Source organism: Mammaliicoccus sp. P-M58 (assembly GCF_022386165.1).
Classification (GTDB): domain Bacteria; phylum Bacillota; class Bacilli; order Staphylococcales; family Staphylococcaceae; genus Mammaliicoccus; species Mammaliicoccus sciuri.
In genome coordinates, this window is record NZ_JAJNJI010000002.1 from 23,022 (window position 1) to 37,740 (window position 14,719).

The following is a 14,719-nucleotide window of genomic DNA, read 5'->3' on the forward strand; positions in this document are numbered from 1 at the left end:
CAAAAGGTGCTTTTGTTTGTATATATGAACGACTAGCGATCTTGTTTGTATTTCTTGGACGTTAGAATTTCTAACTATCTTGTTTTGCAGTCTTGAGCGTTAGAACCCGACATTTTTCTATTAAATAGGTTCTAAATTACTTTCAATTTCTGCTCTTCTTGATTCTAAAAATCCTGGTAAGTCTAGCTGTTGTCCTAGTTGTGATACATCATCATACGGCATACCTGGTCCTTCTGTCGCAAATTCAATCAATATATGTGAATGTCTATAATATAAGCTTTTAAAGAAATCTCTATCCACTATTCCAGAATGTACAACGCCTTTTTCATCTAATAATTCTTTCACTTTATTTAACTCATCTTCGTCTGCTACGGATAATGCAAGATGGTGAATACTTCCTTTACCAGGCCTTTCTCTTTCACCTTCTACTTCTTTCAATATAATATCGCTATACAATCCTTCAAAATCAATCGTATATAAAAGCTCACTTTCAGAATCTACTAACTCAAAATGCAAATCATTTTCCAGGAAATTTTTCATTTCTGAAACATCATCAATTTTAAATTCTACAGGACCCATACCCATAATTTGATGTTCTTCTGGTACATCTGTGTATCTGTTATGACGCCAACTTTGTGGCACTTTACGTTCACCATTAGGTAATAACACCATTTCCAATCCTTCATGATCTCTAAAATGTAAAGCCGTCATACCGTTATAAATACCAATAGCGTCATGATCAACATCAAGCTTTTCAAAACGATCTTTCCAATAATTTAAGCTTTCTTCACTTGGTACTAACAATCCTATTCTTGAAATCGAGTTCGTACCTTTATAAGTTTGTCCCATCGGTTTAAGTTCGAAAAATGTTAAAGAAGTACCAGGCGAACCGACCTCATCACCATAGAACAAATGATACATAGAAGGGTCATCTTGATTCACTGTTTTTAAATATAAACGTAGTCCTAATTTTTCTACATAAAATTCTTTATTTAACTTAGCATCTTTCGTAAGCATCGAAATATGGTGGTGCCCTAAAATTTCTATCATAATCGTACCTCCCATTAATTTAATTACATTATACGCGCATCAGAATCATCATTACAAAAATTATACTCATATGTAATTATAAAGACATCAGTCATAGCGAAGTCACTATGACCGATGTCTAGTTATGCATATTTTCCATATAAATAGTCGTATATTTTTTCGAATCCCTCAACCCAATAATCCTCAACAATATCTTTAATATAGCCTTGATAAAGATTCATATATTGAGCAACCGCTTCTCTATGCTTTATAGAATTATTACAATTATTTATATGATTTAACTTTGAATAAATATCAGCAGGCAAATGATGTGCAGCTTTTTTACCTAGAACTGCTTTCTCAGGATAATATTTATATAACAATACTTTAATTGCATGATTAAGTGCGTTATCTATCATTTGAGTCGTCCATAAATATTGTCCTCTTCCAACTATATGATCATATTGAAAGATAAACCAACAACTATCTAATGCTGAATCTATAAATACCTCTTCAGTTATACTTAAGTCTTTTTTATCATATTCCTTCAATTTATCATTAGGGTCATACATCACTTTTATATCATCTGTTTGAGGATAATCATGTTCATGAACAATATAACAATCTATATGTAACATATCTTCAAATACACCAACGATTTGAGGGCATATAATTTCGACAACTTCTTTATATAACAGCGGTTGATATTGCTCTAGTGCATCTACAATACTGTCATATACTTCTTCAACTTTTACATCACGTTCTAACATGACATAAATATCTAAATCAGAATATGCATCATTTTCCCCTCTAGCAATAGACCCTTTTAAAAATATTGATAAAACTCCATTTACTTTTTTCAAAGCAGGTACAATTTTCTCTAAAGCTATTTCATATCTCATATTCCCACCCCTTACTTTAAAATTCAGATTATTATAATATATCATAATTACAATTGAATAATATATGCATATTTTTCGAAAAATGATTTTTTTAGCGTTATGATTATAGTTGTAGGGAGAGATACAATATGACAAGTGAACAGAAAAAGAGATCTATTTCATTATTATTAGCAGGATTCATCATTTTTTCTAGCCTTTATGTTACGCAACCGATATTTAATGGGCTTAGTCAATATTTTAACGTGTCGCTATCTGATATCAGTTTAACTTTATCCGTTTCTACTTTTATGCTTGGTATTGGTTTAATTTTAGTGCCAATGCTCAATAATATTGAGAAGAAACGTATGATGTCTATTTCTGTATTACTTGTAAGTGTATTATCTATCATCAGTGTATTCGTAACGAACTTCCATATATTTCTCGTCATTCGTGGTCTGATGGGATTAGCTTTAAGTGGTGTGCCTTCTATCGCAATGGCATATATAGCTGATGAAGTACATAAAGATAGAGTCAGTAAAGTAATGGGTTTATATGTAGCAGGAACGACCTTTGGAGGTATGTCTGGCCGTGTAGTTGTTGGTATTCTAACAGACATCGCGAATTGGCAAGTTGCGATTGCATCGCTCAGCATCCTTAATTTAATACTCGCAATATTAATGGTTATTTTATTACCAACTTCAACAGTTCAAACACCTCAATGGGTATCACCGAAACAACATTTCATTAAATACGGAAAGCTGTTAAAGAACCCAGCCGTTTTAAAAACGATGACACTAGCATTCTTATTAATGGGTACCTTTGTCACAATATACAGTTATATAACGGTACGTTTCGAACACCCACCATTCTCACTCAGTGAGTCTACAATTGCCTTTATATTTATTTTATACTTAATAGGTACATATAGTTCCATTAACTTTGGGAAACTCAGTTATAAACTTGGTATAAACAAAGCATATGCACTCGCCATAACGATTATGATTGCCGGCATTACCCTTACATTTATAACATACTTACCAATTGATATATTAGGACTCGCCGCAATGACATTCGGATTCTTTGGCGCGCATTCCATTCAAAGCAGTTATATCGCCACATTAACCGAATCAAGCAAATCACACGCCTCAACTTTATATTTATTAGGTTATTATGTAGGATCAAGTTTATTAACAATATTAGGCGGATACGTATTCGTACAATACGCATGGATGGGTATCGGCATCTTAACACTCTTATTAACAATAATAGCCGCAATAATTAGTAGATCATTATTTAAAAATATCGCTTAATAAATTGAAAAAACGCTTAGCTCGCGAATGAGCTAAGCGTTTTTTATTCCAATCCTAATTTCTCTAATCCTAATGATTCTACTGTTAAACCTTCTGTATAGAAATCTCGCTCTAATATTGTTGAAGCGATTACGATTATGGCATCTATGTTTGGTGTTGGTACGCCGATTACTTTTCCTAAGCTTGACCAGAGTACTAAACCATATGCGATATCTTCTGTTAAGTATCTATTTTCTACTTCGTTTGGTCCGTTGATTTGTGAAAAGACTGGGCTTGTATTGAATAATTTATTGAGTGGTTCATCTTCATCATCATTTGATAGATAACCACGTTCTATTCGAGCGCCTTTTGCTGTATTAAGTTCGAAACCTAATTTTCTACCTAGTGACAATCTTTCTAATTCAACAGCATGCAATAACTTCAAAGTATGAGGTGTAATACCTTCTTTATATAAGGCAAATTCATCTGCATAGTCTATTCTGCCTACGTTTAATAATGTTGGACCTGGATGCACTTCTGGATTCCCGTTTTCTAAGTTTGTCTTCCAAAGACTTTCTTCTTTGACGATATACGGATATAGTTCTTTAATCGTTTTAAAGCTTTCTGTTAAATAGCTTTTATCATATGTTGAGAAATGTACTTTCTGAACGTTAAGAGATAAATTCACTTCTGCTTTATCATAATCTACACGTGTCCCGTACGTTAATGTATTCAATTCAGCAAACTTTGGCATTGTTTCAATATGTTTTTTCTCTAACACATTGATAAACCTAATAGATCCCATAGCTGCTGCGATATTGAATAAGATCAGTTGATCATTGTTAATAAGAGGCGCCATCGTTTTCGCATAATGTTCGATGAATGATGAAGGGATAATCATTTGTATCACTTCTGCATCTTTTAATACATACGACATATCATCACTTATGTCAGTAAACTTAACAAATGTCTTTTCACCTTCATTTATAAAATCAAAGCCACCTCGTTCAAAAGCTTTATCAAATTTATGAATAGATTGATTACGACAATATAATTTTACTTCATGTCCTTTAGATATCATGTCTAGAGCAGCGGTTACGGCACCATTACCTGAACCTACTATTGCTATTTTCATATTATCCTTCCCTTCAATAAAAATTAGTATATATAAATATATACCCAGGAAATTTTAACATAAAAGAAAAGTGAGTAAGACATTGATTTATGCCTTACTCACTTTTTATAAAAAATCTATGATTGATATTGTTTTGACTTTTCTTCTATTGTTTGTGTAATGACATTAACAATAGTATCAATGTCTTGTTCTTCAATAACGAGTGGTGGAGCTAAACGTATAATATTGCCTTGTGTTTCTTTACATAAGACACCTTGTTCATTAATACTTGATACGATTGATTGTGCTTGCTCATTAAGTTCAATACCGATAAACAACCCACGTCCTCTCACTTCTTTTATAATTGGACTATCTATTTTTTTCAAACCATTTAATAATTTTTCACCAAGTTGTTGCGAACGTTCAGGAAGCGACTCATCTATAAGTACATCCAAAGCTGCAATTGAAACAGCACATGCTAATGGATTTCCGCCAAATGTTGAACCATGTGTACCTGGCGTTAATACTTGCATGACATCATCGTTCGCTACGACCGCAGAAATAGGATAAAGACCGCCACCTAAAGCTTTTCCTAATAAATAAATATCAGGTTCAACGCCTTCCCATTCCATCGCAAACATCTTACCTGTTCTACCTAATCCTACTTGAATTTCATCTGCAATCAAGAGAATCTGATGTTGCTCACACAAAGCTTTAACATTTTTAATGAAATTTTTAGGTGGGATATGAACGCCACCTTCTCCTTGAATAGGTTCTAAGATGATCGCTGTTGTATTTGGTGTGATAAGAGAAGCAATTTCTTCAGCATTACCAAATTCACTGTATTTAATATTACCCGCTAGTACACCAAAGCCTTCTTTATAACTATCGTTTGATGATAAGGACAGCGAACCAATTGTTCGACCATGAAAATTACCTTCCATCGCAATAATTTCAGCATCAAGTGCATTGATACTTTTGATATCTTGACCCCATTTCGTTGCTACTTTGATGGCAGTCTCTACCGCTTCTGTTCCAGTATTCATAGGTAAAACTTTATTTTTATTGGCTAACTTACAAATCTTCTCTTCCCAAGTGCCTAAATTATCACTATACAAAGCTCTAGAAGTCATTGTAATCTTTTGACTTTGATCTAAAAATGCTTGAATAATTTTAGGATGACCATGCCCTTGGTTTAGAACTGAAAATCCAGAAACACAATCAATATATGTATTGCCATCTGAATCTTTAACATGTGCACCTTTACCTTCAGTCAAAACAATATCTAATGGACTATAATTATTCGGGCTATACTTTTCTGTTAATGCGATAAACTGATTCATTGAGTACCCACCTTTATAATAAATATACTATAATTCGTATTAATATTCATTATCATACATTTGTTTTGTATATAAGTCAAAAGAAAAAAGTGACTGAGACACTACATTATGTCCCAACCACTTCTATAATTAATATTTATTTTAACAAATGACTAATGGCATCATCTATATATGGATACTCAAATTCAAAATTCTGTTCTTGTAACTTTTTAGGGAATACTTTTTGAACATCTAGAATAACGGTAGACTGCTCTCCTAATAACAAGCGCAATGCAAATTTTGGTACTGGTAATAAATGTGGTCTATGAATCGCTTTTCCAATTGATTCGCCGAGCTCATTTTGTTGGACTGGATGAGGACTACATAAGTTATAAACACCTTTAAATTGTTCATTTTGAATGAGCGTAGTGATACCTTTTACTAAATCATCAATATGAATCCAACTCATCCATTGCTTACCTGAACCAAGTGGACCACCAACAAAGAATTGATACGGTTTAACCATTGTAGGTAGCGCACCACCCTCACTGGATAATATAACACCAAATCGACCTATAACGACTCTCGTTCCTAATTTATCAAATAGCCATGCTGTTTGCTCCCATCTTTCTACAACCGTCGATAGAAAGTCATGTGATAGAAACTGATCATACTCATCGTAAGATACCACTTTAGACGGCGGATAGTATCCAACTGCGCTTGCATTAAACAATACTTTTGGCACATAATTTTGCTTTTCAAAATAATTATATAACCGTTTAGTCGATTCAATACGACTCTTCATAATGGCTTCTTTATGCTCTGGCGTCCAACGGTTGTTGAGACTAGCACCAGCCAGGTTTATCACGATATCAATTTGAGGTAAATACTCTTCCCAACCATCTTCAGACCAATTAATATAATGCACAAACGGTTCATCTGACGTTCTATCACTTCTTGTTAATATATAAATTTCACTATCTGTATTTAAGTAATGTGCAACTAAAGCTGATCCAACTAGACCTGTTCCACCTGTCATTAATATTTTTTTCATTTTATCCCCACTTTAATTTAAGTTGTTGTATAAAATCATCTATAATAATATATACCCATTTATATAGATATTAAGGAGGTTAAATATGTTTATTAGACAAGCAACCATTTCAGATTTAAGTAAATTAGTCGAATTACGCAAAGCGCAATTAATTGATGAAGGTTCTAACCCAACACCTAATATAGATGTTGAACTAGAACAATTTTTCACGGACATGTTAACGAACAAATCGCTTTATCAATTATTAGCCATTGTTGATGATAAAATTATCGCAAGTGGCGCGATTATCTATTACCCATTTCCACCATCATTCACAAACCCTTCAGGTGAAAGAGCATACGTTACTAATATTTATACACACCCAGATTTTAGAGGACAAGGCATCGCCCAAAAAATCATTACTGAACTCATTCAAGATGTTGAATCAAGAAATATCAAAAAAATCTTCCTCGCCGCTTCTACTTTAGGTAAACCAGTATACAAAAAGCTTGGTTTCAAAGAAGTCAATGAATGGATGGAAATCAATTATGATTTATAAGTTATTAATTAGTTAACTGATTAACTTCAAACCTATCGTGCTTGCTAGAATAATGCCGATAAATAATATACGTTTAAATTCTTTAGACTCCCCGTAGAATATAATACCTAATAACGCACCGCCGACAGCACCGATACCAGTCCATATTGCATAGCTCGTGCTCATAGGTATTGTATTCATTGCGATGGATAAACAAATAAAGCTTAATACAAAGAATAACCCTAGTCCTAATAACGATGGGATATTATTTCGTTTTGCATAAATGTTCATAAATAATACGCCTAACATTTCAAATAAACCTGCGAAAATCAATACAATCCATGCCATGTTATGCACCCTCCTCTTCACGTGTTACAAGTTTCAAGCCAATGACACCTATAATTAACGTCACGATTAAAATAACTTTTCCGATAACAACAGGTTCACCAAATAATGCGAAATCCACAATGGTTACACCCGTCGCACCTAACCCAACATATACAGCATACGAAGTACCTACTGGCAGATATTTAGATGCATTAATTAATAAATAGAAACTTACGACAATCGCGATAACTGTCAGAATCCATTCAAATGTATTATTTGCATGTGTTAAACCGACTACCCAACCAACTTCAAATATTGCGCCAATGATAATTTTTATCCAGTTCATTTAAATTTTCCTCCTTAAATTAAAAAGCCCGGGAAACTTATTTAATAAGTCTCCCAGGCTTTTATCCCTCCGTGTCACAAGTCTCAACTTGCGGCTTTCTCTCGGTCCAGACTAACCACTCAGTTACGGAACCCTAGAAAGCTTTTATTCGATTAGTTCGAATTATAGCAAATGAATTTTTATTGGTCAATAAAGTATCATTCGTATCTGAAAATTACAAATCACAACTTAAATCAGATATAATAGAATTAATAGATCATCATTTGAAGTGATTGAGGTGAAAGCATTGAATCAAACAGGATATCGAATTAAACAAAGAAGAGAAGAACTCGGATTTAGCACGTATAAATTAGCTAAACTGATTAACGTTAATCAGTCGACCATTTCCAGATATGAGACTGGCCAAACATCTAAATTAACACCATCAGTAGTTGAAAAATTATCAATCGCACTATCTACAACACCCGCTTATATTATGGGTTGGGTAAACGTACCAGAAGCATACGAAGATGAAGAAGATTCACAAATTATTAATGATGCCATTCAATTATTGCGTGGTTTAAACAAAGAGAAAAAAAGACAAGCATTAGCATATATACAAGAAATATCTCAAAAATCATAAAGTTTAAATTAAACAAAACGCTAACGAGTCAATCTCGTTAGCGTTTTATTATTAATCTATTTGAACAGAACCGACATCACTTCTAATTTTAACTAAGTTATCTCCAGAACCTACTTTTTTATTCTTTAATTCAGCGCGGTTAATCTGTGTATTACCTACATCTTGTTCGATATCTAGTAACGTATTTTTCAACGTTTTATTATAAACCAATCTCACAGAACCTGTATCTGTTTCAATGTCTAATGGTGTATCGGTTGGTGCATCATTTAATCTAACTGTTCCTGTATCACTTTGAATTTTTCCATTCTTGAAGTTCGTCTTATTAGTTAAAATTTTTCCTGTATCTGAATATGCTTCAAAATTCCCTAAATCTGAACCATTAACATTTATCATGCCCGTATCTACAACTAAAGATGTGTTATCAGATTTAATATCGTGCATATTAATTTTACCTGTGTCTGTCTTTATATCCAGTTGTTCAAGATTTTTAGGTACAGTTATTTCAATTTCATTATATGCATTCTTAAAGAAATTAAAATTAATCATCAAATTTTGTTCTTTTAAATTGACGTTTAATGTTTCGTCTTCTACTTTAGAAGTTATATCAAATTCATCTTTATTCCCTACAGATGTCACTTTAAATTGATCGCCTTTTTTGATGGTTACAGCGGCATCTGATGCGTTAACATTTATATGTTTAATTTTTTCTTGATAAGTCTTATTTAAGATCATTTCTCGTTTCATATTATCTGCTTCTTTTTTCCCGACAGCAAATGTCAGTGTACCAAATACGATAAATATAACAAGTCCTAGACTAAATAAAATCCATAATAATTTCTTCATGATTTAGCACTTCCTTTCACGATAGAAATATTCCAACGTAAATATTTAACCGTTAATTGATATGACCATTTAGTTAATAAGTAAGTAACCACAAACAGCACGAGCCCTAAACCAAAGCTGGCTAACACAATATATACATCTATTTGGTGAACTGCATCAAAGCCATTATAGACACCCTTTACAATCAACATCGCTGGCGTAACGATTAGAGATAGAGTTGTCGCCATAAAACTAAATAGCACCGAAATAATAACGACAAAAGGAATTAAAATAACAAAGAAATTCAATAAACCTAGTCCCATTACAGATATAATCGCTTGCCACACGTTACCTACTTTATGATGAGATTCTGCTCTATCTATTGCTAAAGTTGCATTTATTTCCTTGGTAATATCTCTCGGATGACCAAGTTCTTTAGCAATATTCTCTTCTGTTTGTCCGTCTTCAACACCACTTATAAAATGCGTTTCATATTCAGCTAGAATATCTTGCTTATCTTCTTCAGATATATTCTTTAAATACTTATTTAACAAATTTAAGTATTCTTTCTTACTCATTACTTTCACTCTCCTCTAAAAACAAATTCACCGCATCTGTGAAACTTTGCCACTCTTTTAATAGTTGCTCTAATCGCTCATTACCTGAATCAGTAATCTTATAATACTTTCTAGCTGGTCCTTCAGTAGATAGCTCATAATATGTTGTTAAATATGCTTCTTTTACGAGACGTCTTAACAAAGGATAAACCGTACCTTCAGAGATCGTGATTCTAGGTGTAATTTTTTGAATTAATGAATAACCGTATTGATCTTCGCCTTTAATAATAAGCAATACAATAAATTCAAGTGCGCCCTTTTTAAATTGTATGTTCATATTTTTTCCTCCACTTACCCCAGTACTATACAATGTATAATAGCTCTTGATGAAAATATAACACACACTATTATACATTGCAAGGTACTAAATTATGCTTTGCTATAAATTTTTTATATTTTGCTAAATTATTGGTATATTAAGTACGACAAACAATAAGGGGGATTAGAATGAACGTAAATTACAGAACTGACGAAACGCACGCTCATCAAACGATTGATGTATCCATACATTCTCATAAGTCACATGTATTCAAACTTTTAGGAACGACTGAAGGCATTAAACAATGGTTTCCTGAATTATCTTTTGAAGAAGAACGAGCAGGTAGTCAATTAATCTTCGACCTTGGTAATAATGAATATGAATATGCGAAGATTACAGACTATCATCCAAATGATCATATTGGATATGACTGGGACCAAGGTCATGTAGATTTTTCATTAGAAGAAAATGGGGACACTGTGACGTTAACATTTAAAGAATCATTACCTTTCACTTTTGAAACCATTGCGAATGATTTTACAGGTTGGTATTTTCAAATACAAAGTGTAAAGAAATTAGCCGAAACAGGACAACCATTATCAAAAGATGCATTTGATTTTAAATCAAAGACCGACGAAATAGGACAAACTTTAAACTTAAATTAGGTTAAAAAGAGCCAAACCACATGAGCAAACATGTGATTTGGCTTTTTTTGATCAATCTATTAATTTCATGCCATAATAAGCAACTATAAATGCGATAAGTGCGAATATAATTGGCGTTACAATAGCAACGACTCTATCTTTAAATTTATCTTTCTTTGTTCTTTCACGAATTGTTTTTACATCTTTACCATTCATATAGTCCATAATTTGACTATATGCTTTAATATTATGGACTTCTTTAAATTTATCTACTTTATAAGCAAAGAACGTACCGATTAACCAAAGAACAAAAGGCACAAACAATCCATACATACCCATTAACATCATACTCGGTATAAGTAAAATAGCAGCAAGTCCCATAAAGGTCATCATTAACCAAGTCCACTTATCAAATACTTTTCTATCCATTTCTCTTTTCATCATGTTTACATCTCCTTTTACTAAATGATCTAAGGAGACATCAAATATATTACTGAGGAGCAATAAAGATTCAATATCGGGGTAACTCTTACCCCTTTCCCAATTAGAAATAGACTGCCTACTCACAAAGACTTTTTCAGCTAAATCTTCTTGAGATAAGTTATACTCTTTTCTTAAATGAATAATTTGCTTACTTAAATTCATATCGATGTCCTCCTTGTCATCACCTTAATAAAAGATTCAAAAACAGTGTATCAAACATCGTTGTCATTGCATTAAAAATCCAGAAAAATATTTTGCCAAAGATATTTTGCATCGTTGATATGAAAGGATTTATAAAAAGAAGCTTACACTTAAACGTCTGTATAAGCTTCTTTAACATCATATGTTATCTACTATTCCTTGAGTCTTGAATACCTTCTAATATTCCTGCACAGAAATCTGATAATGCTAGCAACATTATTACAAAAGCCATAGTAAACAATAAGCTCTTAGCATTAACAGGAACTTTCTTCTTATTCATGTATATACCAATGATTAATCCAGCAATTAATGAGATGATAAAGTGCATGTTGATCGCCCCTTTCACATAACAATAATGTTAATATTTGTCATTATTATAAAATATTGTAACAATTTCGACAATATTCCGCCTACAAATTGTTATTTTACACGTGCGTTGTTATAATTTAGCTAAAATGAGGTGAACTTCATTGTCTAATTCATCAGTTGCAGAAAGTTTTTCTACAGGACATTTTGATAAATGTAATGCTTATTTAGATCAAGATATCGAATGGCATATTGTTGGCGATACAACATTGAAAGGTTATGAAGAAGTTGCAAATTATTGCACACAAGTCTCACATTATTTTGAAACAGTAACAACGCAATTTGAAATTCACGATACAATTAAGAGTGACCACCAAATTGTCGTTATAGGTACAGGTTATTTTTATAAAGATAGCATCCAAATAAACAAGATAGATGCATGCGACATATACACATTTGAAAAAGATAAAATTATAAAAATACAGTCATATTGTATAGAGAATAAGTAAGTATTATATAGTCTTCGTGCGTTACGCCCTGATTTTGCACCCTAGCGCACGATATCTCTCAGTCTTCGTGCGTTACACACTGTTTTTATACCCTAGCGCACGATATCTCTCAGTCTTCGTGCGTTACACACTGTTTTTGTACCTTAGCGCACGATATCTCCGACTCTTCGTGCGTTACACCCTGATTTTGTACCTTAGCGCACGATATCTTCCAGTCTTCGTGCGTTTTACCCTTATTTCACTTAACGCATAACTGATTTATTCCACAAAAAAGAAACCAGCAAATTTTCACATGTCGCTTGTAATTTTTGCTGGTTTTATTATTCATTCATAATATTCTTTCAACATATTTAAATACTTTTTCTTTCTTCCTGGTGAAACATGAAACTCAAATTGATGGTCTTTTTCTGTTACTTCATACTTTGTTAATCCTGTTATTTCAAACAAATGTTCTTTTGAAACGCCATGCTTTTTTATGATTTGGTTCAATTCTTCACCTAACACTTCATGGGACGCATTCATATTGAAATTGACAAATACCATGATTGACATTCCGATTCCTATTATTACTATAAATGACTCTATTTTTATATTATCCCATAAAAGTAGTAATGGCCATAAACATGGAATCCCTACACATAATATAAATTGCTTAGGTCTTTGCTTAATATTTTTAATAATCGTATTCATAAATATCAACCCTCAAATATAATATTCAATGTTAATTATATTATATGGTTATATATATCGTATTTCAAATACTTGTATTATATAAAATACCTTATTTTACTCAATTCTATTTTTGTAATTGATTTTCTATATATGCGCGTTTCTCTTCTAAATGTTCTGGTAAGTATAACGGGATGTCTTGAAATGCTTTGTCTTCAAAGGCAATTTCTTTCATATTAAGCTTTAAAGTCGCAACTTCAAATAGCAATTGATTTGGATCTCTATAGTAAATTGATTTAAAGAATCCTCGATTTTTAATCGGGGAATGGACCATATTTAATTTATCTAAAGCTGTTTCAACTTCTTGCAATTCACCTTCGTCTTCAGCTGAAATAGCAACGTGATGTATCCCACCAAATCCTTGATCTTCAATTGGATTAAATGTGTCATAAATAAAATGTATTTCATGATACATATCTTGATTACGATTATGCAAAATCTCTACAGTTAAATCTGTATCAAAGAATGTATGTTGACCTGCTGATGCCCAATTATATAATGATTGGAAATGTTCTATACTTGCTTTAGGATATCTAACACGTGCATGTATAGAATCTAGACCAAGTATTTGATATTCTACTGGCACAGTACTTTTTTCATCTCTATTAAATTGATGGACATCTTCTTGTTCAGAAATGACGATTAAACCGAGTGGTGTATTATCCGGTCCTTCAAAGCGAATTAGACTGCGGTCAGTGTAAACTTCAATACCGTAATGGCACACTTCATATTCATCAAATCGTGCTTCCCAATATTTCAACGATTCTACAGAAGGCACTTTAAAAAGTAATCGATCAAATGCATTAGCACCAAACTGATTATCTTTACCTTCTTTCATTTCAAAAAGCGTCACTTCTGTACCTGGTCGTCCATATTTATCCGCAAAGAACACATGATACATTTCATAGTTCTCTTGATTAACAGTCTTCATTAGTAAATTAAGACCTAATATATTACGATAAAAATTAAATGATTCTTCTGCATCATGATTTATAATAGATACATGATGTATAATTGAATTGTGATTCATAAACAACAGCCCTTTCACATTTATGGAGGAGATAAAATGGAATATTTCTTACAAGAAAATCCCAATAACAATACTTTAATTGTACTTTTTCATGGAACAGGTGGCAATCAATACCAACTTCTTCCTTTTTCAAGTATATTAAATCCTGAAGCGAACGTTTTAGGATTACAAGGTAGTGTTGGCGAAGGACAAGAAAGACGTTTCTTTGCACCGCTTCAGAACAACACATTAGACCGACATGACTTCGAACAACAAACGAAATCTTTTATAGATTTTTGGAATACATTTATCGAAGAACACGATTATGAAGAAGTCATATTTTTAGGTTATTCAAACGGTGCGAATTTCATATTGGGATTACTGGAACAATACCTTATTAAAGTTGATCAAATCTTATTACTGCACCCATCAGACCTCGACTATCATATTACGGAAACTTATAAAGAAACATCCGTCATTATCACGACAGGTTCAAATGATTATTTAACAATACCCGGTAAAGTAAAAGCACTATCAGAACAACTTAAACCATTATTTAAAAACGTTCAATTCGAACTACTCGACGGCGCACACGAACTAGAAGAACCAGAAATTGAACACATTAAAACGATGCTCTAA

General features: G+C 32.5%; 20 protein-coding genes and 1 riboswitch. Of the genes, 6 read left to right on the forward strand and 14 right to left on the reverse strand.

Features of this window, described 5'->3' with window-relative positions; translation table 11 throughout:
* Window positions 1-120 precede the first annotated feature (120 nt).
* Both LQ694_RS02440 and LQ694_RS02445 read right to left on the reverse strand, forming a co-directional pair.
* Window positions 121-1,050: a VOC family protein gene (locus tag LQ694_RS02440; protein ID WP_058611215.1), complete on the reverse strand. Its 930-nt coding sequence runs from the start codon at window positions 1,048-1,050 to the stop codon at window positions 121-123.
* A 122-nt stretch (window positions 1,051-1,172) separates the two neighbouring features.
* Window positions 1,173-1,931 carry a nucleotidyltransferase domain-containing protein gene (locus LQ694_RS02445; RefSeq protein WP_231493013.1) on the reverse strand — a complete coding sequence of 253 codons (759 nt, stop codon included), beginning with the start codon at window positions 1,929-1,931 and terminating at the stop codon, window positions 1,173-1,175.
* A gap of 128 nt (window positions 1,932-2,059) precedes the next feature.
* Here LQ694_RS02445 and LQ694_RS02450 point away from each other — a divergent pair, with 128 nt between their 5' ends.
* A complete protein-coding gene (locus LQ694_RS02450) occupies window positions 2,060-3,220 on the forward strand; it encodes an MFS transporter (RefSeq protein ID WP_239771809.1) in 1,161 nt (386 codons plus the stop codon).
* A 43-nt stretch (window positions 3,221-3,263) separates the two neighbouring features.
* Here LQ694_RS02450 and LQ694_RS02455 read toward each other — a convergent pair whose 3' ends face one another.
* The 3 genes from LQ694_RS02455 to LQ694_RS02465 all read right to left on the reverse strand — a co-directional run bounded on the left by LQ694_RS02455 (window position 3,264) and on the right by LQ694_RS02465 (window position 6,689).
* Entirely contained in the window at window positions 3,264-4,334 is a 1,071-nt protein-coding gene (locus LQ694_RS02455; RefSeq protein WP_218696981.1) for an NAD/NADP octopine/nopaline dehydrogenase family protein, read from the reverse strand.
* 116 nt (window positions 4,335-4,450) lie between these two features.
* A complete protein-coding gene (gene rocD / locus LQ694_RS02460) occupies window positions 4,451-5,656 on the reverse strand; it encodes an ornithine--oxo-acid transaminase (protein WP_058611219.1) in 1,206 nt (401 codons plus the stop codon).
* 136 nt (window positions 5,657-5,792) lie between these two features.
* A complete protein-coding gene (locus LQ694_RS02465; protein ID WP_196968547.1) occupies window positions 5,793-6,689 on the reverse strand; it encodes a TIGR01777 family oxidoreductase in 897 nt (298 codons plus the stop codon).
* An 85-nt stretch (window positions 6,690-6,774) separates the two neighbouring features.
* Between LQ694_RS02465 and LQ694_RS02470 the strand changes: the two genes are divergently transcribed.
* Window positions 6,775-7,227 (forward strand): GNAT family N-acetyltransferase, encoded by a 453-nt coding sequence (locus LQ694_RS02470; RefSeq protein WP_058590767.1) that lies wholly within the window; start codon window positions 6,775-6,777, stop codon window positions 7,225-7,227.
* Between the two features lie 12 nt (window positions 7,228-7,239).
* Here LQ694_RS02470 and LQ694_RS02475 read toward each other — a convergent pair whose 3' ends face one another.
* Both LQ694_RS02475 and LQ694_RS02480 read right to left on the reverse strand, forming a co-directional pair.
* A complete protein-coding gene (locus tag LQ694_RS02475; RefSeq protein ID WP_058611221.1) occupies window positions 7,240-7,554 on the reverse strand; it encodes a DMT family transporter in 315 nt (104 codons plus the stop codon).
* Window position 7,555: 1 nt separating this feature from the next.
* Window positions 7,556-7,879, reverse strand: coding sequence for a DMT family transporter (locus tag LQ694_RS02480; RefSeq protein ID WP_025906137.1), 324 nt, complete (start codon window positions 7,877-7,879; stop codon window positions 7,556-7,558).
* Between the two features lie 48 nt (window positions 7,880-7,927).
* Window positions 7,928-8,027, reverse strand: a riboswitch (guanidine-I (ykkC/yxkD leader).
* A 129-nt stretch (window positions 8,028-8,156) separates the two neighbouring features.
* Between LQ694_RS02480 and LQ694_RS02485 the strand changes: the two genes are divergently transcribed.
* Window positions 8,157-8,501 carry a helix-turn-helix domain-containing protein gene (locus LQ694_RS02485; RefSeq protein WP_224658833.1) on the forward strand — a complete coding sequence of 115 codons (345 nt, stop codon included), beginning with the start codon at window positions 8,157-8,159 and terminating at the stop codon, window positions 8,499-8,501.
* A gap of 51 nt (window positions 8,502-8,552) precedes the next feature.
* Here LQ694_RS02485 and LQ694_RS02490 read toward each other — a convergent pair whose 3' ends face one another.
* Genes LQ694_RS02490 through LQ694_RS02500 form a run of 3 tightly spaced genes read right to left on the reverse strand, consistent with a single transcriptional unit; the run spans window position 8,553 to window position 10,217 of the window.
* Window positions 8,553-9,344, reverse strand: coding sequence for a DUF4097 family beta strand repeat-containing protein (locus LQ694_RS02490; protein WP_196968548.1), 792 nt, complete (start codon window positions 9,342-9,344; stop codon window positions 8,553-8,555).
* A complete protein-coding gene (locus tag LQ694_RS02495) occupies window positions 9,341-9,901 on the reverse strand; it encodes a DUF1700 domain-containing protein (RefSeq protein ID WP_058611224.1) in 561 nt (186 codons plus the stop codon). Before LQ694_RS02495 ends, LQ694_RS02490 begins: the two co-directional genes overlap by 4 nt.
* On the reverse strand, window positions 9,894-10,217 hold the full coding sequence (locus tag LQ694_RS02500; RefSeq protein WP_196968549.1) for a PadR family transcriptional regulator: 324 nt from the start codon (window positions 10,215-10,217) through the stop codon (window positions 9,894-9,896). The genes LQ694_RS02495 and LQ694_RS02500 overlap by 8 nt, the downstream gene beginning before the upstream one ends.
* Before the next feature lie 170 nt (window positions 10,218-10,387).
* Between LQ694_RS02500 and LQ694_RS02505 the strand changes: the two genes are divergently transcribed.
* Window positions 10,388-10,864 (forward strand): SRPBCC domain-containing protein, encoded by a 477-nt coding sequence (locus tag LQ694_RS02505; RefSeq protein ID WP_058611225.1) that lies wholly within the window; start codon window positions 10,388-10,390, stop codon window positions 10,862-10,864.
* A 51-nt stretch (window positions 10,865-10,915) separates the two neighbouring features.
* On the opposite strand, the gene LQ694_RS02510 is transcribed toward LQ694_RS02505, so the two are convergent.
* Window positions 10,916-11,488 carry a helix-turn-helix domain-containing protein gene (locus LQ694_RS02510; RefSeq protein ID WP_058611226.1) on the reverse strand — a complete coding sequence of 191 codons (573 nt, stop codon included), beginning with the start codon at window positions 11,486-11,488 and terminating at the stop codon, window positions 10,916-10,918.
* Window positions 11,489-11,672: 184 nt separating this feature from the next.
* Window positions 11,673-11,855: a hypothetical protein gene (locus LQ694_RS02515; protein ID WP_058611227.1), complete on the reverse strand. Its 183-nt coding sequence runs from the start codon at window positions 11,853-11,855 to the stop codon at window positions 11,673-11,675.
* A gap of 142 nt (window positions 11,856-11,997) precedes the next feature.
* On the opposite strand from LQ694_RS02515, the gene LQ694_RS02520 reads away from it, so the two are divergent.
* Window positions 11,998-12,342, forward strand: coding sequence for a nuclear transport factor 2 family protein (locus tag LQ694_RS02520; RefSeq protein WP_070368819.1), 345 nt, complete (start codon window positions 11,998-12,000; stop codon window positions 12,340-12,342).
* 324 nt (window positions 12,343-12,666) lie between these two features.
* Here LQ694_RS02520 and LQ694_RS02525 read toward each other — a convergent pair whose 3' ends face one another.
* Both LQ694_RS02525 and LQ694_RS02530 read right to left on the reverse strand, forming a co-directional pair.
* Complete coding sequence (locus tag LQ694_RS02525) at window positions 12,667-13,032, reverse strand: hypothetical protein (protein WP_196968550.1); 366 nt, start codon at window positions 13,030-13,032, stop codon at window positions 12,667-12,669.
* A 106-nt stretch (window positions 13,033-13,138) separates the two neighbouring features.
* Window positions 13,139-14,101 carry a VOC family protein gene (locus LQ694_RS02530; protein ID WP_070368818.1) on the reverse strand — a complete coding sequence of 321 codons (963 nt, stop codon included), beginning with the start codon at window positions 14,099-14,101 and terminating at the stop codon, window positions 13,139-13,141.
* A gap of 36 nt (window positions 14,102-14,137) precedes the next feature.
* On the opposite strand from LQ694_RS02530, the gene LQ694_RS02535 reads away from it, so the two are divergent.
* Window positions 14,138-14,719, forward strand: a complete 582-nt coding sequence (locus LQ694_RS02535; protein ID WP_196968551.1) for an alpha/beta hydrolase — start codon at window positions 14,138-14,140, stop codon at window positions 14,717-14,719.